This is a genomic window from Flavobacterium azooxidireducens (assembly GCF_023195775.1).
In the GTDB taxonomy this organism is placed as follows: domain Bacteria; phylum Bacteroidota; class Bacteroidia; order Flavobacteriales; family Flavobacteriaceae; genus Flavobacterium; species Flavobacterium azooxidireducens.
The window spans coordinates 85,383-107,398 of sequence record NZ_CP096205.1 but is presented as its reverse complement, the minus strand read 5'-3'; the positions used below and the strand labels follow the sequence as shown (position 1 = coordinate 107,398).

9 protein-coding genes and 1 pseudogene are annotated in these 22,016 nt (G+C 37.3%); 6 read left to right on the top strand and 4 right to left on the bottom strand.

Translation table 11 applies throughout. From position 1 onward, the window contains the following. Window positions 1-2 precede the first annotated feature (2 nt). The 4 genes and pseudogenes from M0M57_RS00425 to M0M57_RS00410 all read left to right on the top strand — a co-directional run. Window positions 3-1,469 (top strand): annotated as a pseudogene (locus tag M0M57_RS00425) (potassium/proton antiporter); the annotation flags it as partial. Window positions 1,470-2,340: 871 nt separating this feature from the next. Beyond that, window positions 2,341-3,504, top strand: coding sequence for a sigma-54-dependent transcriptional regulator (locus tag M0M57_RS00420; RefSeq protein WP_248434360.1), 1,164 nt, complete (start codon window positions 2,341-2,343; stop codon window positions 3,502-3,504). Window positions 3,505-3,524: 20 nt separating this feature from the next. Continuing rightward, complete coding sequence (locus M0M57_RS00415) at window positions 3,525-4,136, top strand: DEAD/DEAH box helicase (protein ID WP_248434358.1); 612 nt, start codon at window positions 3,525-3,527, stop codon at window positions 4,134-4,136. A 92-nt stretch (window positions 4,137-4,228) separates the two neighbouring features. Continuing rightward, window positions 4,229-4,447 carry a putative signal transducing protein gene (locus M0M57_RS00410; RefSeq protein ID WP_112086990.1) on the top strand — a complete coding sequence of 73 codons (219 nt, stop codon included), beginning with the start codon at window positions 4,229-4,231 and terminating at the stop codon, window positions 4,445-4,447. A gap of 29 nt (window positions 4,448-4,476) precedes the next feature. Here M0M57_RS00410 and M0M57_RS00405 read toward each other — a convergent pair whose 3' ends face one another. Continuing rightward, window positions 4,477-5,700, bottom strand: coding sequence for an MFS transporter (locus M0M57_RS00405; RefSeq protein ID WP_248434356.1), 1,224 nt, complete (start codon window positions 5,698-5,700; stop codon window positions 4,477-4,479). A 255-nt stretch (window positions 5,701-5,955) separates the two neighbouring features. Between M0M57_RS00405 and M0M57_RS00400 the strand changes: the two genes are divergently transcribed. Then, window positions 5,956-7,590, top strand: coding sequence for an ABC-F family ATP-binding cassette domain-containing protein (locus M0M57_RS00400; RefSeq protein ID WP_248434354.1), 1,635 nt, complete (start codon window positions 5,956-5,958; stop codon window positions 7,588-7,590). A gap of 283 nt (window positions 7,591-7,873) precedes the next feature. Further along, window positions 7,874-8,146: a hypothetical protein gene (locus tag M0M57_RS00395; RefSeq protein ID WP_248434352.1), complete on the top strand. Its 273-nt coding sequence runs from the start codon at window positions 7,874-7,876 to the stop codon at window positions 8,144-8,146. 86 nt (window positions 8,147-8,232) lie between these two features. On the opposite strand, the gene M0M57_RS00390 is transcribed toward M0M57_RS00395, so the two are convergent. From M0M57_RS00390 to M0M57_RS00380, 3 genes are read right to left on the bottom strand one after another with little or no spacing between them, the layout of a single operon-like run. Beyond that, the gene (locus M0M57_RS00390; protein ID WP_248434350.1) at window positions 8,233-10,173 is read right to left on the bottom strand and encodes an OmpA family protein; all 1,941 of its coding nucleotides are present in this window, start codon (window positions 10,171-10,173) and stop codon (window positions 8,233-8,235) included. 13 nt (window positions 10,174-10,186) lie between these two features. Continuing rightward, window positions 10,187-11,098 (bottom strand): PorP/SprF family type IX secretion system membrane protein, encoded by a 912-nt coding sequence (locus M0M57_RS00385; protein ID WP_248434348.1) that lies wholly within the window; start codon window positions 11,096-11,098, stop codon window positions 10,187-10,189. A gap of 52 nt (window positions 11,099-11,150) precedes the next feature. Continuing rightward, the gene (locus M0M57_RS00380) at window positions 11,151-21,971 is read right to left on the bottom strand and encodes a gliding motility-associated C-terminal domain-containing protein (RefSeq protein WP_248434346.1); all 10,821 of its coding nucleotides are present in this window, start codon (window positions 21,969-21,971) and stop codon (window positions 11,151-11,153) included. Between the last annotated feature and the right edge of the window lie 45 nt (window positions 21,972-22,016).

Here is a 22,016-nt window from a genome sequence, read left to right as displayed (position 1 = left end):
GTATGAATTTAAGTATTGAAAATATATTATTAATAGGCTCAATTTTATTACTAATCAGTATTGTTGCCGGAAAAACATCTTATAAATTTGGTGTTCCTACCTTGATTTTGTTTTTAGGAATTGGTATGTTAGCTGGTTCTGAAGGTCCGGGTGGAATTAATTTTAGCGATCCACAACTAGCCCAATTTATCGGAATTGTGTCGTTGAATTTCATTCTATTTTCAGGTGGTTTAGATACGACTTGGAGTTCCATCAAACCCATTTTATGGCAAGGAATTGCTTTGTCAACAATAGGTGTTTTGGTTACCGCCGTTTCGGTGGGTGTTTTTGTTTTTTATATTACCGACTTTACAATTTATGAATCGTTATTACTTGGTTCTATTGTTTCTTCTACAGATGCAGCAGCAGTTTTTTCTATTTTACGATCGAAAAGTTTAGCTTTAAAGTCGAATATTCGTCCTACGCTGGAACTAGAGAGTGGTAGCAACGACCCGATGGCATATGTTTTAACTATTGCTTTTTTAGGTTTAGTAGTCAATCAAGATCAGGAGCAAAGTCAAAGTGTTTTATCAGTCATTCCACTGTTTTTTCAGCAAATGATTATTGGTGCTATTGCTGGATTCTTATTTGGGAAACTCAGTAAATATATAATTAATAGAATTAAATTAGATTTTGAAGGATTATATCCGGTTTTGGTAATTGCCTTAATGTTCATTACTTTTTCAGCAACTGATTTTGTAGGTGGAAACGGATTTTTAGCCATTTATTTATGTGCTGTTTATTTAGGAAATCAGGATATTATTCACAAAAAAACAATCCTGAAAATGTTTGATGGTTTGGCGTGGTTAATGCAAATCGTCTTGTTCTTAACGCTCGGTTTATTAGTTTTTCCCTCCAATATTGTTCCTGTAATTGGTGTAGGATTATTAATTTCAGCATTTATGATTGTGGTAGCCAGACCAGTTGGCGTTTTTCTGAGTTTAATTCCTTTTAAACTAAAAAATAGAAAAAAAGCTTATATTTCTTGGGTAGGATTACGTGGAGCGGTTCCGATTGTGTTTGCTACTTATCCGCTTTTGGCAGGAATTGAAAACGCCGAAATGATTTTTAATATTGTGTTTTTAATCACGTTAACCTCCATCTTAATTCAAGGAACAACCTTGTCGGTTTTTGCTCATTGGCTACACGTTTCGTTGCCGGAAAAAGTAAAGTTAAAAGGACCTTTGGAAATATTTTTTGATGAAAATCCGAAATCACAAATCGGTGAAATTAATTTGGTTGAAAATGATTTTGCCGTTGGAAAGAAAGTCGTAAACCTTGGTTTTCCAAAGAATGCTTTGATTACGATGATTAAACGGAATGATAAGTATATGACGCCAAGTGGTTCGACTATTTTAGAATCGGGTGATAAACTCATCGTTCTTTCTGATAAAAAAGAAAGCATTGATTTTATCGAAGAAAGTTTAAAACGGAACGAAATTATACTTAAAAAACGTTTTATCATTTTTGTTGAAACTACAGAATTGAGTCATTCGCTGATTCAAAATGCATTGATAATTGCCAATAATCAAGATATTAAATTTTGTTTGGTGCATCAATCCAACAGTTTTCTTCCTAAGATGATGGATGCATCCGAGCGACTAATAGCTGTTAGAAAGGATAAAAATGAGGCTTTAGCAAAATTAAGAGCAATTGCCAAAGAAGATTTTCCGGTTGAAAACGTGGAGTTTTTAGTGTCAGAAGAAAAAATTAATCAGTTATATGATCAACTTAAAAATCCAAAATATGAAGATTTTATTTATGTAGGATTAAAAGGAACGGGTTACATCAAAAAGCATTTAATAGGAAGTATTGCTACGCAGATTACGGATAATATTAATGCTACGATTTTTGCGTTACCTTTTAGAAATTCTAAGTTTGAAATTGAAGAATTTTTTGTTGGAATCAGTAACACTGAAAACTTTAACTTTGATGCTCTGAATAAAACGATTGCATTTTTTCCTAATTTAGAAAAAGTAAATTTGTTTACCATTTCAAATAATAAAGACAATCAACTGCTTTCAAGGGATATTTTGGATAAAGTGCATCATCCAAATAATATGGAATTTGAAGTGACTTACAGAGTAATTTCCGATAAGGAAAAATTAAAAGAAACGATTGAATGTTCCGAAGATCATACCAACAAACTATTAGTTATTCAAAAAGGAGCAAGAAATTTTTCGGATAAAATGTTCAGAAATTTTTTCACGAATGAATTTGTTTACGAAGGAAAATTTCCAATGATTATTCTTCCGCACAACGAAGTGACATTGGTGGATTAAAAAATATAAAAATAGAATTATGCCAAAAATATTAATTATTGAAGACGAAGCAGCCATCCGAAGAGTGTTAACCAAAATTCTTTCGGAAGAAAACGATACCTATCAAGTGGAAGAAGCCGAAGACGGACTTTCCGGTGTTGAAAAAATTAAAAATGAAGACTACGATTTAGTGCTATGCGACATCAAAATGCCCAAAATGGATGGAGTAGAAGTGCTCGAAGCCGTTAAAAAAATAAAACCTGAAATTCCGATGGTGATGATTTCCGGTCACGGCGATTTGGAAACGGCTCTCAACACAATGCGATTGGGTGCGTTTGATTATATCTCAAAACCACCGGATTTGAATCGATTATTAAACACGGTTCGAAATGCATTAGACCGAAAACAATTGGTAGTTGAAAACAAAATTCTAAAGAAAAAAGTCAGCAAAAATTATGAGATGATTGGTCAATCCGAACCGATTAATCACATCAAAGAAATGATTGAAAAAGTGGCTCCAACCGATGCTCGTGTGCTCATTACCGGTCCAAACGGAACAGGAAAAGAGTTGGTTGCTCATCAATTGCACGAAAAAAGCGAACGGTCGGCTTATCCAATTGTGGAAGTGAATTGTGCCGCTATTCCGTCTGAATTAATCGAAAGTGAATTATTCGGACACGTGAAAGGAGCCTTTACTTCTGCCGTGAAAGACCGTGCCGGAAAATTTGAAGCAGCTGATGGCGGAACGATTTTTTTGGATGAAATTGGTGATATGAGTTTAGCCGCTCAAGCTAAAGTTCTACGTGCTTTGCAAGAAAATTTGGTGCAACGCGTTGGTGCTGATAAAGACATAAAAGTCAATGTTCGTGTGATTGCGGCAACAAACAAAGATTTGCAAAAAGAAATTACTGCAGGACGTTTTCGGGAAGATTTGTATCATCGTTTGGCGGTTATTTTAATTAAAGTTCCGGCTTTAAACCAAAGAAGAGATGACATTCCGTTATTGATAGAACATTTTGCAAGTAAAATTTCGGAAGAACAAGGAAATACGGCCAAACAATTTTCAGACAATGCAATTAAATTATTGCAAGAGTACGATTGGACCGGAAATATTCGCGAACTTCGCAACGTGGTAGAACGTTTGATTATTCTTGGCGGAAGTGAAATTTCGGAGAATGATGTGAAGATGTTTGCGAGTAAATAATATTGCCTACAGCTTAAAATATGCAACTAAAAAAAATAAACCCAAAACTTCAACAAGCCCTTATCGAATTGGGTTTGACTGAAGCGAATGAAATTCAACAAGAAACGTTTTCTACTTTAAAAAGTGGGGCAGATGCAGTTATTCAATCTCCTGGCGGAAGTGGAAAAACAACAACGTTGGTGCTTAATGTTATTCAACGATTGGAAAAAGCTGTCGGTGAAAGCACACGAGCCTTAATCGTAGTAGAAAACAGAGATAAAGTAACCGAAATGGTTGATTTATTTGAGAAGTTTGGTGATTTCCTTGATTTAAGAGTCATTGGTGTTCACGAAAAAGGCGATATTGACTATGATAAAAACCAAATCTCGTTAGGAATGGATGTGTTGATTGGAACACCAACGAAGATTAATGATATGTTTTCATCCGCCGGATTCAATATGAATACCATCAAAATGTTTGTGGTGGATGATGCCGAAGTCATGTTCAGAAACCGAATGGATGCCATCATTCTCCGACTTTCATTAAGCGTAGAAAAAACACAACGGGTTTTCTTCTGTTCAACCATCACGGAAAGAGTAGAAGTATTAGCCGATAAAATAATGATAGAACCCGTCTTCTTCGAAGCGGATTAGGTTCTGTTGTCGGTTGTCCGTCGTCTGTTATTTGTTAAAGACAATACACTAAAAAACTAATTACTATTCACTAACCACTAATTACTGAAAAAATGGGAATGATGAAAATATTTTCCGGAAGTCAAATTTTAGCTTCCGCATTAAAAGAAAAAATAGAAGAAATAGGAGTGGAAGTACTTCAAAAAGATAATATTCAATCCGCTCGTTTGGGTGGTTTTGGCAACTTGGATTTAGCCGTAGAATTATTTATCGACGAAAAATATTATGGTAAAGTCACGGAAGTTGTTGAGAAATTTAGAATGAGTATTTAGTTTTTTAGGCCTGACAGGTCTAAAAAACATCACCTAAAAATCTTCAAATAATAAGCCAAAACCGAAATAAACACGCCAAAAATTCCAATAAAACCAAACGAATACCGCAAGCTGGTGAGTTCAGCAATGTGACCAATAACTGGCGGTCCAATCAAAAATCCTAAGAAACTAATTCCGGTTACAATTGTCAACGCTTCTCCGGTTGGAATGGTTGTGTTTCTCCCTGCGGCACTATAAATGATTGGGATAACATTAGAAACACCGAATCCAACCATCATAAATGCAATCGTACTCGGAATCAAAAACGGAAAGACAACAGCTGTATATAATCCCAACGAAATAGTAATACCACTCACAATTAGAATCTTTTTTGCACCGTATTTTCGAACTAAAATATCACTCAAAAATCGTCCAGAAGCCATCGTAATCATAAACGAAGTATAACCTAAAATCACCAAAGCTCCCGGTGCTTTTACAATATCTTTAAAATAAACACCACTCCAATCAAACATAATTCCTTCGCTTGCCATACAGCAAAAACCAATTACGCCAAGCCAAATTAACGACTTGTCCGGCATTCTGAATTTTGGTTTAGCAATATCAATTTCTTGTTTAACCGCTTTCACTTTAATCAAAAAACGATAATTGATAAAAATAAGTAAACCCACAATTGCAAACACGATGATAAAATGTTGATAGGGAGAAAGTTTAAATGCCAACATCACCAAACCAACCAAAGCTCCGCAAAATCCGGCTAAACTCCACGAACCGTGAAACGAACCCATGATTGGTTTCCCAAAAATTTGTTCTGTGTAAACACCTTGTGTATTGATGGAAATGTTGCTAAAATTTCCGCAAATTCCAAACAAATATAAACCCAAAGCCAACTGCCACGTTTTTTCGGCTAATCCAATATTTGTTAAACAGAATGCATATAAAATTAAGGAAAGCAACAACACTTTTCTGCTGCCAAAACGGGTAACTAATTTTCCTGAAAAAGGCATTGCCGTTAATTGCCCAATCGGAAGGGCAAATAAAATCGTACCCAATTCTCCTTCGCTCAAATTCAAAAATGATTTAATATCCGGAATTCTACTCGCCCACGAAGCAAAGCAAAATCCCATCCCAAAATAAAAAAAAGACATCGCCAAACGAATTCTGTTCAAATAGGTTTGTTTCGCTTTCCGATAGCTTTTTTTATGCTTTTGTTGCGGAATAATCTTCCCGAGAAAACTGTAGTCAAATAAAGGCATAAGCTGAATTGGCTGATTGAGTTTGCAAAATTAATTAAAAAAATAAGGTTTACGTTTGATTTTGATTTCATTGGCTAACTAATTATCTATTTTTCAAGAATTGTATGAGCATTTTATCAATTCCAAAAATAATTGTCTTACTAATTATCATTTTCAAACTTCAAGATTCCACAAATCGATTATCTTTGCACCTTAAAAATTTTGAAGAGCGAACTGACTTCCAGCTTCCATCTTCTAACTTCCAACTTAAAAAAAATGATTACAGTAAACGATATCTCCGTTCACTTTGGCGGAACCACTTTGTTCAGCGATGTTTCTTTTGCCATCAACGAAAACGACAAAATCGCCTTGATGGGAAAAAACGGTGCCGGAAAATCCACACTTTTAAAGATAATTGCTGGCGAAAGTAAGCCGTCAACCGGAAATGTTTCTGCACCAAAAGATGCCGTAGTTGCCTATTTGCCACAGCATTTGTTAACGCAAGATGGTTCAACTGTGATGGAAGAAGCGTCAAAAGCATTTGGAGAAATTTTCAAAATGAAGTCTGAAATCGACGAAATCAATGAGCAATTAACGATTAGAACCGATTATGAAAGCGATGAGTATATGAAATTAATCGAAAAAGTTTCCGACTTAAGCGAGAAATTTTATGCCATTGAAGAAATCAATTACGAAGCCGAAGTCGAAAAAATATTAACAGGTTTAGGATTCGAAAGAACCGATTTCACACGTCAAACTTCAGAATTTTCAGGAGGTTGGCGAATGCGAATTGAGTTAGCCAAAATCCTTCTTCGCAAACCCGACTTGATTCTTCTCGATGAGCCAACCAATCACATGGATATCGAAAGTATTCAGTGGTTAGAAGATTTTTTAATCAATTCCGCTAAAGCAGTTGTTGTCATTTCGCACGATAGAGCGTTTGTGGATAACATCACCAATCGAACCATCGAAGTGACGATGGGACGCATTTATGATTACAAAGCCAAATACACCCATTATTTAGAGCTTAGAAAAGACCGAAGAATTCACCAGCAAAAAGCGTACGACGAACAACAAAAAATGATTGCCGATAATCAAACGTTTATCGATCGTTTCAAAGGTACTTTTTCTAAAACAGATGCCGTTCAATCACGTGTAAAAATGCTTGAAAAACTCGTTTTGGTGCAAGTAGATGAGGTCGATACATCGGCCTTAAAATTAAAGTTTCCACCTGCCATTCGTTCCGGTCAATATCCTGTAATCGTGAAAGATTTAGAAAAATCGTATGGCGATAAACTGATTTTTAAAGATGCCAACATTGTTATCGAAAGAGGTGACAAAGTCGCTTTCGTCGGTAAAAATGGCGAAGGAAAATCAACGATGATTAAAGCCATTATGAAAGAAATCGAAATAAATGGCGGAAGCGTAGAAATCGGTCACAACGCACAAATTGGCTACTTTGCACAAAACCAAGCCTCGCTTTTAGACGAAAATGCAACTATTTTTGAAACCATCGACGACATTGCAGTGGGAGACGTTCGAACGCAAATCAAAAATATTTTAGGTGCTTTTATGTTCCACGGCGACGACATCACCAAAAAAGTAAAAGTCCTTTCCGGTGGCGAAAAAACCCGTTTGGCCATGATAAAATTATTGCTTGAACCGGTGAATTTGCTCATTCTCGATGAGCCTTCCAACCACTTAGATATGAAGACCAAAGACATCATCAAAGATGCCTTGCGGGATTTCGACGGCACGTTGATCCTCGTTTCCCACGACCGTGATTTCCTCGACGGCTTGGCGACCAAAGTCTTTGAATTTGGTAACAAACGCGTCAAAGAACATTTTGAAGACATCAAAGGATTCTTGGCTATGAAAAAAATGGAAAACCTTCGCGAAATCGAAAAATAATCTATAAAAATAATTTGGGCGTGCCCCTCCGTAAACTACGGGTCGGGCTTTTCGTTGCAAGTCCTCGTCCAAAAGTTGGTTTTTGTCGGGTTGTGTTTGGCTTCCTTTGGTCGCCACCACAACCCGCAAAAACTCAACCTTTGTCCTGCGGGCTTTCCACTTCAATCCCTCACGCAACTCCGTGCACAAAAAAGCGATTTTGATTATAATCATTCTAAATTTCATTGCACAATCATAAGTTATTGATTTTAAATTATATTTGAAAAATTTTAAAATTACAGCTATGGATCAACGATTGAAATTTTGTAAACTTTGCGAAAACCAAAAATATTCCGCAGAAGGCTTAGTGTGTGGATTAACAATGCAAAAACCAACATTTGTTGATTCTTGCCCTGAATTCAATCCGTCCGAAAAAGAAATGGACAGATCACTTCGTCAACAAGAAAGTTTTTCAAATGAAGTAGCCGAAGAGTCCGGTTCAGGATGGAAAAATATACTTTGGATAATTATTCTAATTTTCGCTGTGATTCGAATTATAATGCGAATGAGTTCTTAAAAAAATAAATCGCAAATAAATCTGTATAAAAAAACATCCCGCTAACTAACGGGATGTTTTCGTAATGTAATTAAATTAACAAGTATTTATAAAGCAGTAATAATGAATTGGCTTCTTCTGTTCAATTGGTGTTCGGCTTCGGTACATTCTACACCATCAGCACATTTGTTTACCAATTGTGTTTCTCCGTATCCTTTAGCAGTTAAACGATCTGCAGCAATACCGTTTTTAATTAACCAATCACGGGTAGATTTTGCTCTTCTGTCAGACAACACTTCATTGTAACGGTGCGTTTGACGACTATCGGTGTGCGAACGAATATCGATTTTCATATTTGGATATTGATTCAAAACATCTAGGATTTTAGCAATATCAATGGCAGCATCCGGTCTGATGTTCCATTTATCTAAATCAAAATAGATGAGGTTGATTCCGAATACATCGGCTAAATCGCCACCAATCGGAATGCTTTTCACAGCTTTTTCCAATTCAATTGGAAGCTCAGTTGTGCCACTTTCTTTACCAATAATCACAGGTACTTCTTTAGTTGTGTATTCCGGTTGTTCAGCACGAACGTAGTATTTTTTCTCACATTCCACTTCACCAAAATCATAACGACCATCAGGACCGGAAATAGTTTCTTTTAACTTGTTGAAATTCTCATCAAACAAAGTCAGTTTTGTATTTGGTAAAATAGCTCCGGTTTCTTCATCGGTTACAATTCCTGCCAACAATTGTTCACAATCAAATTGCAATTCTTTTGTTTCAAGGAATTTATAAATATCATCATTACCAACTCCATTTGGACGGTTAGAAGATAAAAATCCTCTTTTGTTGGCTTTGTTGATAATCAATGCAAAATCATCATGTGGACTATTTGCAGGTTCTCCAATGTTGTGTACTTGTTTGAATGTTCCGTCAGTTTCTAATTTAGACACAAAAATATCCAAACCACCTAAACCTGGATGTCCGTCTGAGGCAAAGTACAATTCATTATCTGAAGTGATAAAAGGAAATGTTTCGCGACCTTCGGTATTAATATCAGCTAAATTCACAGGAGTTCCATAGGAATCTTCCGCTAAAATATCAACTTTAAAAATATCAGATAAACCTTTTGTTCCAGGCATATCAGAAGCAAAGTACAATGTTTTTTCATCCGCACTCAAAGAAGGGTGAGCCACTTGATAACTGTCGCTGTTAAACGGAAGTTCTTTGATGTCTGTCCATTTTTCGTCTACCAAAGTCGCTTTATAAATTTTTAATAAAGTGATTTTATTGGCATCTTTTCCTTTTTTACCATTCAAATAATTATTTCGGGTAAAATAAACTGTTTTTCCATCTTTTGTAAAAGCCGGAGTTGATTCATGGAATTTAGAATTCAATTTTTTTCCGTAGCGGTCTGTGTTCGAAAGAGCACCTTCTGCACTCAAATCGGCACCATACAAATTTGAAAAATATTGATCTGTCCAAGTATGTTTTCTTTTCGAGAAATTTCCGGTATCACGGGTTGAAGTAAAAACCACTTTATCCATATAAAAAGCTGGGCCATAATCGGAATATTCAGAGTTAATTCCTGCATCTTCAATATCATAACGACCTGAATTCTTTTTGATGGCTTCGCGGTAATCTTTTTGTTCTTTGGCTAAAAGTCCACGTTTATCATTTCCACTTTTTACGTTAAATTTTGCCATCATTTCATCTGCTTTGGCATAATTTCCAACCGCTTTTAATGATTGTGCATAGCGGAAATAATATTCTGCTTCCACATCTTGAGACATTGCAAAAAGTTCTCCATACCATTTCTCTGCGTTCACTAAGTCGGCATTAAAATAATAAGCATTTGCAATTTTTTGCAACATATCAGGGGTTTTATATCCTTTTTCTGCAATTCGTTCATAGGTTTTAATAGCATCTATGTAGGCGAATTTGTCGTAGTTTTTATCTGCTTTGCGTTCACCTGCTTTTTGCGAGTAAACATTCACAGCAATAAAACTAAACAAGGCGATGTATATAAATTTAATTTTCATGACTGTTGCTTTATTAGAAGAATCTAGGTGATACAATTTTATTATGTTTTGTGAATAATTCAAAGCGTAAGAAAATCTCATGCGAACCTGAATTAAATCGTCTTAATCGGGTAGTTTCATGGTCATATCCATAACCGATGAAAAGTCCGTCGGTAATTTGAAAACCAGCCATGGCACTCACAGCAGCATCCCAACGCCAAGCAGCTCCTAACATAAATTTATCATTTATAAGGAAATTGGCTGAAACGTCTACTTGTAATGGAGCACCTTCAACTGCTTTGGTTAATAAAGCAGGTTTGAACTTTAGGTTATAACTCAAATCAAAAACATAACCGGCAATAAGATAGAAATTCATTCGCTCAGCATTGATAGCTACATCATTGTCGCTATAACGTTTTGTTTCAAAAAAGTTTGGTACAGAAAGACCAACATACATTTTGTCTGAGTGAAAATAAACTCCAGCTCCAATATTAGGTGTAAACTTATTATCTAAATTTTGAAATTGCGGATCTCCTGCATCTTGCGGATTTAATTTGTTTACATCTAAATTAAACAAGTTCGCAGTTCCTTTTACTCCAAATGAAAGTTTAAAAGTTTCGGATGTTTGAACCGTGTAGGATACATCTGCAGATATTGCATTTTCATTAGTAGGACCGATTTTGTCGTTCACAAATGAAAGACCAACGCCGATATTACTATTGTTGATAGGTGTGTTAATCGAGGCAGCATTAGTAACCGGAGCACCATCTAAACCAACCCATTGGGTACGGTGTAATCCAAAAATGCTCATTACTCCTCTTGATCCTGCGTAGGCCGGATTCACATTGATTGTGTTATACATATATTGCGTATACTGTGCGTCTTGTTGAGCAAGTGCAGCAAAACCTGTAAACATCAAAGCGATAAATAAAAATTTTGTTCTCATTTTGTTTCTTTTTTAGAAACCTGAGGGTGGGGTAACCCTCAGGAGTTTAATTTTATCTTGTTAGGTATAAATATCCGGATTTGTTAACAACATTTCCATCTGGAGTAGTATAATTAATGATATAGAAATAAGTTCCTGTTGGTAGCTCTGCATTTTTGTTTAGAGTGGCTCTACCTTCTGAAATTCCTTCAAATCTTCTATCATTGTTATTATAGTTTTGTACTTCATATACTAACACGCCCCAACGGTTATAGATTTCAACAGTGTTACTTGTATAACACTCAGTATTTTCAATGTTTTCAATAGAGAAATACTGATTCAATGCATCTCCATTTGGTGAAAAAGCGTTGTGAATAACAATCGCATCACATGGGAATACAAGACAGTCATCGTTTACATTCATTGTAACTTCATATACTCTTGGACAATCACCTTCAGTAATTTGATACTGCAAGATATAATTTCCAATTGAAGAAACTTCACTTGGGCTGAAAATATTTTCATTTAATGCTCCGGTGTTGTTTACATCTACCCAAACACCTCCGGTAGTTCCGGCAGGAAGTAAGTTGTTCAAGTCCACAGTTGTAATATCACCAATACATGATTCTGCATCAATTCTTGTTAAACTGTTTTGAATGCTTACAATAATTGTTTGTGTAAATTCTGAATTATTTCCACAATTGTCCATTACATCCCAAGTTCTAACTATAGTGTACGATGTACTTGTCTCATTAGTTATTTCTTCATTAAATAGGATGTTGTCTTCATCAACCCCTGAACAAGTATCTGTAAATTGTAATTCAGGAACCTCAGGAATTGCATCACAGTTAACAGAAATTTGTACTTCAAATTCCGAAGAAGCAGGACCGGTTGTATCAATAACAGTGATCGTTTGCTCATGAGTTGTTGTAATTCCACATTCATCTGTCGCAACCCAAGTTCTAGTTATTACATAGCTTCCAGCACATTCACCTGATACGATAGATTGAGAAGGTACAACAGTTGCTTCTCCGCAATTATCAATTGCTGTTAAGGTAATTTGAGCAGGAACAGCATCACACTCTACAGTTATATCACCAGGAAGCTCTTCTACGAAAGTAGGAGCAATAGTGTCATTCACAGTAATTGTTTGAGAGATTGGAGTTTCATTACCACACGCATCAACAAACAGCCAAGTTCTAGTAATAACGAACGAATTCGGACAATCACCGGCTACAATTGAATCAACACCTTCTACAATGATCTCACCCGTACAATTATCTGTAGCGGTTAAGGAAATAGTAGCAGGAACCTCTGATTCACACGTTAATACCAAATTAGCAGGAGGTGCAGGAGCTACAGGATTTGTGTTATCTTGAACTGTTAAAGTAGCAGTTGTTGTTTCAGCGTTACCACATGCATCAGTTGCTGTGAAAGTAACTGTTATAGCAGTTGAACAATCGTTTGATAAATTACTGAAGTCGTTAGACCAAGTTACATCAGAACAATTGTCGGTAGCAGAAGCACCACCATTGGATGCTAACCATGCTTGAATAACATCTTCGTTTCCTGAACCGTCACATTCTACAACAAGATTTGTTGCTTCGGTGGTAATTTCAGGTTGAACAGTATCATCCACAGTAATTGTTTGAGAAATTGGTGTTTCATTACCACATTCATCAACAAATGTCCATGTTCTAGTGATTACGAAAGAATTCGGACAATCACCGGCTACAATTGAATCAACACCTTCTACAGTGATTTCACCTGAACAAGCATCTGTGGCGGTTAAAGAAATAGTTGCAGGCACTTCTGAGTCACAAGTTAATACTAAGTCAGTAGGAACTTGAGGAGCTACAGGTCCAGTAGAATCTTGTACTGTGAAAGTAGCTGAAGTTGTTGCGAAATTTCCACATGCATCAGTAGCGGTGAAAATAACTGTTATCATACTCGAACAATCGTTAGATAGCGTAGTGAAATCGTTAGACCAAGTTACATCAGAACAATTATCAGTAGCTGTAGCACCACCATTAGAAGCTAACCAAGCTTGTACATCACTTACGTTTCCTGAACCATCACATTCTACAACAATGCTTGCTGCTTGTGTGGTGATTTCAGGGTTAATGTTATCATTCACCGTAATTGTTTGAGAGATTGCAACATCATTGTTACAAGCATCTACAAATGTCCAAGTTCTAGTGATTACGAACGAGTTCGGACAATCACCGGCTACAGTTGTATCCACACCTTCTACAGTGATTTCACCGGCACAATTATCAGTAGCGGTTAAAGAAATCGTAGTTGGGACTTCAGAAGCACAAGCCACAGTTACATCATCAGGAGCCTCAGGAGCCACCGGAGCAGTATTGTCTTGTACAGCAAAAGTTGCTGAAGTTGTTGCTGTATTTCCACATGCATCAGTAGCCGTGAAAATAACAGTTATAGCAGTAGAACAGTCATTTGATAAAGCATTGAAATCGTTTGTCCATGTTACATCAGAACATGAGTCAGTAGCTGTAGCACCACCATTGGATGCTAACCAAGCTTCTACAGCACCTTCGTTACCGGAACCATCACATTCAACAACAATACTTGTTGCTTCAGTTGTGATTACCGGGTTGGTTGTATCTTGAACAGTGATTGTTTGTGTATGTGTTGTTACATTTCCGCATTCATCTGTTGCCGTCCAAGTTCTAGTAATTACATAATTATTAGGACAATTGCCAGGTTCAGTCGTTACATTTTCGGTAACAGAAGCAGTTCCACAATTATCAATAGCAGTTAACGTAATCATTGCAGGAATGGCATCACACTCTACTGTTAAACTAGCAGCAGGAAGTTGTTCTACGAAAGTAGGAGCAATTGTATCTTGAACCGTAATTGTTTGAGAGATTGGAGTTTCATTACCACACGCATCAACAAACAGCCAAGTTCTAGTAATAACGAACGAATTCGGACAATCACCGGCTACAGTTGTATCCACACCTTCTACAGTGATTTCACCTGAACAACTATCAGTAGCGGTTAACGAAATAGTAGCAGGTACTTCAGAAGCACAAGCCACGGTTATAGCAGCAGGAGCTTCAGGAGCCTCCGGAGCAGTACTATCTTGTACAGCAAAAGTAGCTGAAGTTGTAGCTGTATTTCCACATGCATCCGTTGCAGTGAAAATAACAGTTATAGAAGTTGAACAATCGTTTGATAAACCATTAAAATCGTTTGTCCACGTTACATCCGAACAGTTGTCTGTAGCTGTAGCACCACCATTGGATGCTAACCACGCTTGTACAGCATCTGTGTTTCCAGAACCATCACATTCTACAACAATACTTGCTGCTTCAGTTGTGATTTCAGGAGCAGTTGTATCTTGAACCGTGATAATTTGAGTATGCGTTGTTTCATTTCCACACTCATCTGCCGCTGTCCAAGTTCTAGTGATTACATAATTATTAGGACAATCGCCAAGTTCACTCGTTACATTTTCGGTAACAGTTGCCACACCACAGTTGTCAATAGCAGTTAACGTAATCATTGCTGGAATAGTATCACATTCTACTGTTAAACTAGCGGCAGGAAGTTGTTCTAAGAATGTAGGAGCAACAGTATCGTTCACCGAAATTGTTTGTGAGATTGGAGTTTCATTACCACACGCATCAACAAACGTCCAAGTTCTAGTGATTACGAATGAATTCGGACAATCACCGGCTACAGTTGTATCCACACCTTCTACAGTGATTTCACCGGCACAATTATCAGTAGCGGTTAATGAAATGGTTGCAGGCACTTCAGAAGCACAAGTTACAGTTACAGCAGCAGGAGCTTCAGGAGCAACCGGAGCAGTACTATCTTGTACAGCAAAAGTAGCTGAAGTTGTTGCGGTATTTCCACACGCATCAGTAGCAGTAAAAATAACGGTTATAGCAGTTGAACAGTCGTTTGATAAAGCATTGAAATCGTTTGTCCATGTTACATCAGAACAAGAGTCAGTAGCGGTAGCACCACCATTGGATGCTAACCAAGCTTCTACAGCACCTTCGTTACCGGAACCATCACATTCTACAACAATGCTTGCTGCTTCAGTTGTGATTACCGGGTTGGTTGTATCTTGAACCGTGATTGTTTGTGTATGAGGAGTAGCGTTTCCACACTCATCTGTAGCAATCCAAGTTCTAGTGATTACATAATTATTAGGACAATCACCTTGTTGTGTAGATGTAGATGGTACAACAGTTGCGTCACCACAGTTGTCAATAGCTGTTAGAGTAGCAGCAACCGGAATGTTATCACATTCCACAGTTAAATCAGTTGGTAACTCTTCTACGAAAGTAGGAGCAACCGTATCTTGAACAGTGAAAGTAGCGGCTGTAGTTGCGGTATTTCCACATGCATCAGTTGCGGTGAAAATAACAGTTATAGCCGTTGAACAATCGTTTGATAATGTATTGAAATCATTTGTCCATGTTACATCAGAACAAGCGTCTGTAGCGGTTGCACCACCATTGGATGCTAACCAAGCTTGTACAGCATCTTGGTTTGCGACACCATCACATTCTACAACAATACTTGCTGCTTCAGTTGTGATTTCAGGAGCGGTTGTATCTTGAATCGTGATTGTTTGTGTATGAGGAGTAGCGTTTCCACACTCGTCTGTAGCAATCCAAGTTCTGGTGATAACATACGTACCAGGACATTGACCTTGTTGAGTAGATTCAGATGGTACAACAGTTGCCTCTCCACAGTTGTCTATAGCTGTTAAAGTAGCAATAGCAGGAATAGCATCACATTCCACAGTAATATTACTTGGAAGTTCTTCTACGAAAGTAGGAGCAATTGTATCTTGAACGGTAATAGTTTGAGAAATTGCAACATCATTGTTACACGCATCAACAAACGTCCAAGTTCTAGTGATTACGAATGAATTCGGACAATCACCGGCTACAGTTGTATCCACACCTTCTACAGTGATTTCACCGGCACAATTATCAGTAGCGGTTAATGAAATGGTTGCAGGCACTTCAGAAGCACAAGTTACAGTTACAGCAGCAGGACCTTCAGGAGCTACCGGAGCAGTACTATCTTGTACAGCAAAAGTAGCTGAAGTTGTTGCGGTATTTCCACACGCATCAGTAGCAGTAAAAATAACGGTTATAGCAGTTGAACAGTCGTTTGATAAAGCATTGAAATCGTTTGTCCATGTTACATCAGAACAAGAGTCAGTAGCGGTAGCACCACCATTGGATGCTAACCAAGCTTCTACAGCACCTTCGTTACCGGAACCATCACATTCTACAACAATGCTTGCTGCTTCAGTTGTGATTACCGGGTTGGTTGTATCTTGAACCGTGATTGTTTGTGTATGAGGAGTAGCGTTTCCACACTCATCTGTAGCAATCCAAGTTCTAGTGATTACATAATTATTAGGACAATCACCTTGTTGTGTAGATGTAGATGGTACAACAGTTGCGTCACCACAGTTGTCAATAGCTGTTAGAGTAGCAGCAACCGGAATGTTATCACATTCCACAGTTAAATCAGCTGGTAACTCTTCTACGAAAGTAGGAGCAACCGTATCTTGAACAGTGAAAGTAGCGGCTGTAGTTGCGGTATTTCCACATGCATCAGTTGCGGTGAAAATAACAGTTATAGCCGTTGAACAATCGTTTGATAATGTATCGAAATCATTTGTCCATGTTACATCAGAACAAGCGTCTGTAGCGGTTGCACCACCATTGGATGCTAACCAAGCTTGTACAGCATCTTGGTTTCCGGCACCATCACATTCTACAACAATACTTGCTGCTTCAGTTGTGATTTCAGGAGCGGTTGTATCTTGAACCGTGATTGTTTGTGTATGAGGAGTAGCGTTTCCACACTCGTCTGTAGCAATCCAAGTTCTGGTGATAACATACGTACCAGGACATTGACCTTGTTGAGTAGATTCAGATGGTACAACAGTTGCCTCTCCACAGTTGTCTATAGCTGTTAAAGTAGCAATAGCAGGAATAGCATCACATTCCACAGTAATATTACTTGGAAGTTCTTCTACGAAAGTAGGAGCAATTGTATCTTGAACGGTAATGGTTTGAGAAATTGCAACATCATTGTTACACGCATCCACAAACGTCCAAGTTCTAGTGATTACGAATGAATTCGGACAATCACCGGCTACAATAGTATCAACACCTTCTACAGTGATTTCACCGGCACAATTATCAGTAGCGGTTAATGAAATGGTTGCAGGCACTTCAGAAGCACAAGTTACAGTTACAGCAGCAGGAGCTTCAGGAGCTACCGGAGCAGTACTATCTTGTACAGCAAAAGTAGCTGAAGTTGTTGCGGTATTTCCACACGCATCAGTAGCAGTGAAAATAACGGTTATAGCAGTTGAACAGTCGTTTGATAAAGCATTGAAATCGTTTGTCCATGTTACATCAGAACATGAGTCAGTAGCTGTAGCACCACCATTGGATGCTAACCAAGCTTCTACCGCACCTTCGTTACCGGAACCATCACATTCAACAACAATACTTGTTGCTTCAGTTGTGATTTCCGGATTAGTTGTATCTTGAACAGTAATTGTTTGACTAACTGGAGCAGATTGATTTCCACAAGCATCTAAAGCAGTCCAAGTTCTGGTAACTGTTAATGTTCCCGGACAAGAACCCTGAATAGTTTCATCCGTAAAGGAAATAACAGGAGCTACATCGCAAGTGTCAGTTGCTGTTGGAGCACTAAATTCAGGAGTTGCCGGACAGTTTATTGTTGAATCAGCACCTTGACCAGATAAGACTGGAGCTGTATTGTCTTCAATTGTAATTGTTTGACTAACAGGAGTAGATTGATTTCCGCAAGCGTCCACAGCAGTCCAAGTTCTGGTAACTACTGAAGTTCCTGCACATGCACCTGGAACAGTTGTATCCGTAAAGGAAACAACAGGAGCTACGTCACAAGTGTCAGTTGCTGTTGGAGCAGTAAATGCTGCTGTTTCAGTACAGTTGATTGTTACATCGGCACCTTGACCAGCTAAAACCGGAGCAGTATTGTCTTGTATTGTTATAGATTGACTAACAGGAGCAGATTGATTTCCGCAAGCATCAGTAGCAATCCAAGTTCTAGTTACAACGGAAGTTCCTGCACATGCACCTGGAACAGTTTCATCCGTAAAGGAAATAATAGGAGCATTATCACAAGTATCGGTTGCTGTTGGAGCAGTAAATGTTGCTGTTTCAGTACAGCTGATTGTTACATCGGCACCTTGACCAACTAAAACAGGAGCAGTATTGTCTTGAACATTTATAGTTTGACTTGCTGTTGAAGTATTTCCACATTCGTCAGTAGCTGTCCACGTTCTTGTTACAGAATAGGAACCGGCACAACTTCCATTTGTAGTAACATCTTCAAAAGTTAATGTAAATGCAGATTCACACTCATCAATAGCAGTAGCTTGTGTAAATTGTGGAACATCAGGACAATTTATTGTAGTGACAGATGGTAAAGCATCAATTATTGGAGCTGTTGTATCTATTACATTGATAGTTTGAGAAGCTGTGGATATATTTCCACAAGTATCAGTAGCTGTCCAAGTTCTTGTTACAGAATAGGTACCTTCACAATTACCTTCCACTGTTGTGTCAACAAATGTAAGTGTAAAATCTGAACCACATTCATCAATTGCAACTGCTTGATCAAAGCTCAAATTAATTCTACTGATTGGAGATGCAACACAACTAATGGTTGTTTCACCCGGAAGAGGATTAATAATAGGAGCAGAATCATCAATCACATTAATTGTTTGAGAAGCTGTTGAACTGTTTCCACATGCATCAGTTGCTGTCCAAGTTCTAGTTACAGAGTAAGAACCTGCACACTGACCATTGGTAGTTGCATCTACATACGTTAATGTAAAATCTGAACCACAAACGTCTGTAGCTGTAGCTTGAGTAAATTGAGGTGTAGCAGGGCAGCTAATGGTTGATTCAGCAGGTAAAGCATCGATTACAGGAGCAGAATCATCAACTACATTGATTGTTTGTGTTGCAGTAGTAATGTTTCCTGAAGCATCTGTAGCTGTCCAAGTTCTTGTTATGGAATATGATCCTGCACAAGAACCAGTTGTTGTAACATCTTCAAAAGTTAATGTTACAGTTCCACAAGAATCTGTAGCAATTGCTTGTTCAAAAGCAGGTGTAGCAGGACAGTTTATTGTTGTTTGACCTGGTAATGAAGCAATTACTGGTGGAGTAGAATCTATTATATTGATAGTTATAGTAGCCGAGTCACAATTTGTTAAATTTGATGTTTCACAAATTGAATATTCAAATATATATTGACCAGCAGGAATTCCTGCAACTACGGTAATGTTTCCTTGAGCATCAAATGAAATGTTAGGATGATTTCCCGATGTAATTTGAAAAGTTACAATGCTTGGTGTTGCTTGATTTCCATCAACAGTATCATTTGATAAGGCATTTCCAACAATTCCGGTAGTTGCACAACTAACAGTGTTTAGAACATCATCTTGAGCAATAATTTCTCCACAAAATGAAACTGTAAATTGAAAGTAGCATCCATTTCCATTAAAAGGAACTGCAAAATAAGGTACAGTATCTCCGGCAGAAATTGGAAAAGATGTTATTTCGGGAGTTGTAACCGGGTATGTTGTATAAAATTTAGTTCCCGGAGGGAAAGCAGAAGCTAATTGCGAAGCCGGTATAGGACCAGTAACATCACAAAAAGTAAAGTTTCTGATTAGAGGAACATCTTCACAATTATCGGTTACATAATTATCAGCATTAATATTAACAGATAATGGCTGAGGAATAGGTTGTCCTAAACAACCAGCATTTGAATTATCATATCCTAAAATAAAGCCTTTATCTTTAAATGAAGTAGAAGTAATTGCACCTTGTCCACTAGAAAATCCGTTTAAAACTATATTATTCAAACATTCCGGATTAGATAAAATTGCACAATTTTCTGTGGCTTTTAATCTAAAACGTAATGAAGCCAATAACGTTTGTGGATCAGCAGGAAGGGGAAGCGTTCCAAAATCCCATACAATAGAACCTGTAGCACCTAAAGCAGGATCGAAGTATAAATTGTTTGGTGTAGGATTTGGTGTAAAGAAAATAGAACTTGATAAACTTCCAGGAACATAAGTTGCTGTAAAAGGTATCGGTAAAACTATTTTATAATTGTTTACGGCTTCTGTGCCAAGATTTTTTATGTTTAAACCATATTCAATTTCCTGACCTGGTTGGATTGTGTAAGGACCAACTGGAGCAGCAGGAACGTTGTTTAAACTTATAGTTGATAAAATTCCTTCCGTTTCAGGAATGTAGGCATCTACAGACATGGTGATGTTGAAGATTACAAACGTATCTTGCGTTGTTCCATATCTAAAGCGAGTAGATGTTTGATTATTTGTGATTACACTATTGTTTGCATTAGGTATATCAAACATGCTAATGTCTAAACCTGTATTATTCAACAAGTTTGGATTGCGTGTGTTTCCACCTGTGTAAATCGATGAATTAAAGAAGTTATTTGTTGCGTTCGCCCCATGATTCAAAGTTACCCAGCTTGAATTTGTATGATTTCTGATTTGAAAATAATCACCAGCAATAGCACGATCACCCTCTCCTGCCATCATACCTAATTTCATATTAACAGGACCTGCTTGAACTGTATTGAATCCTGAAACTGGAATTTCAAAATCAGCAGTAACACTTCCGGCAACATAAGAGTGACCATCAAAAATAGTAACATCTCTCCATTTCATGTTGTCATTTTCATATACAACTACCATTCCCCAACCACCGTAGTATCCGGTTCCGCCACCATTACCTTCAATTAAGGCAACATCAGCAACTGTGTAGGCTCCAAGACCATTATTTCTTACATAATCTGTTACTTCAATGTAACCCGAATACATAAAACCATCAGTTGATACTGGATAATAAATATCATCATCATCCGCTGTTAATTGAGTATAAGCAGCTGAGCTAGGACCTTTGATAGAAATTTTTCTTTTATCAAAAGTTTTAGATTCGGTGATTGTTCCTATAATTGTACCAGCTACATTTACATTTGCAAAAGATGTAGTCTGTGTGTCACCTGTACTTAGGTTTGTAGCAGTACTTCTCACTAAACTGTTTATAGTTAAGTTAACAGTTCCGTTTGCAATTACATAAGGAGTGGTTAAAGTAGCAGTTCCAGTTGAACCGGAAGTAGTATAACTTACAGGAACATTAACAGCAGTTCCACCATTTACAGATAGAGTTACTCTATTTGCTCCGGTATTATTTGTAAACCTAAACACATAACTGTTACCACCACTTGAAAAAGTATAGATAGGACTTCTGTTATTGTTTGATGGATTATCTCTACTAATATTTAAGGTATAAGTTGTATTAGCAATTGCTTGACTATGACCTACAGTAGAATTTTGATTAATTGTTTGAGTGCCGCCAGGAACATTTCTAGTAACAGTAAAAATATTCGGGCTAGTAGAAGCGTCCGATGCTCTACCTGTCCAATATAAACCAGCATAAACAATTGTTGAACATTCCGGATTAGCTCCATTCTCTGTAGATAAAGTTAAGTTGGATGATGAGGAGTTCCATGTATTAGAATCTCCATCAATGTCAATATAACGCATGTTATTCGCATTAGATCCATCATCTGCATAATCTACAAGTGTAAGGTTGGAATTACCAATCATGGTAAAATCACCTTTCACATTGTAAACAGTCTTTTGAGGTGTGTAAATCGATGTTCTTTGTGTAAAAGGAACTCTCACCTGAGCATTTACGTAAAATGAATTACCTAACAATACTATTAAAATTGTTATTAGATAATTTGATTTTAGGTTTAGTTTGAAATTTGAGTACATATTCTTCATGTTATTTCTTTAACAAATTAAGTTCTGAACAGAAAT

What these genes read in the sequence shown, in the direction of transcription:
- M0M57_RS00420 (WP_248434360.1), top strand. Translation starts at nt 2,341, where the DNA reads ATGCCAAAAATATTAATTATTGAAGACGAAGCAGCCATCCGAAGAGTG.
- M0M57_RS00415 (WP_248434358.1), top strand. Translation starts at nt 3,525, where the DNA reads ATGCAACTAAAAAAAATAAACCCAAAACTTCAACAAGCCCTTATCGAA.
- M0M57_RS00410 (WP_112086990.1), top strand. Translation starts at nt 4,229, where the DNA reads ATGGGAATGATGAAAATATTTTCCGGAAGTCAAATTTTAGCTTCCGCA.
- M0M57_RS00405 (WP_248434356.1), bottom strand. Translation starts at nt 5,700, where the DNA reads ATGCCTTTATTTGACTACAGTTTTCTCGGGAAGATTATTCCGCAACAA.
- M0M57_RS00400 (WP_248434354.1), top strand. Translation starts at nt 5,956, where the DNA reads ATGATTACAGTAAACGATATCTCCGTTCACTTTGGCGGAACCACTTTG.
- M0M57_RS00395 (WP_248434352.1), top strand. Translation starts at nt 7,874, where the DNA reads ATGGATCAACGATTGAAATTTTGTAAACTTTGCGAAAACCAAAAATAT.
- M0M57_RS00390 (WP_248434350.1), bottom strand. Translation starts at nt 10,173, where the DNA reads ATGAAAATTAAATTTATATACATCGCCTTGTTTAGTTTTATTGCTGTG.
- M0M57_RS00385 (WP_248434348.1), bottom strand. Translation starts at nt 11,098, where the DNA reads ATGAGAACAAAATTTTTATTTATCGCTTTGATGTTTACAGGTTTTGCT.
- M0M57_RS00380 (WP_248434346.1), bottom strand. Translation starts at nt 21,971, where the DNA reads ATGTACTCAAATTTCAAACTAAACCTAAAATCAAATTATCTAATAACA.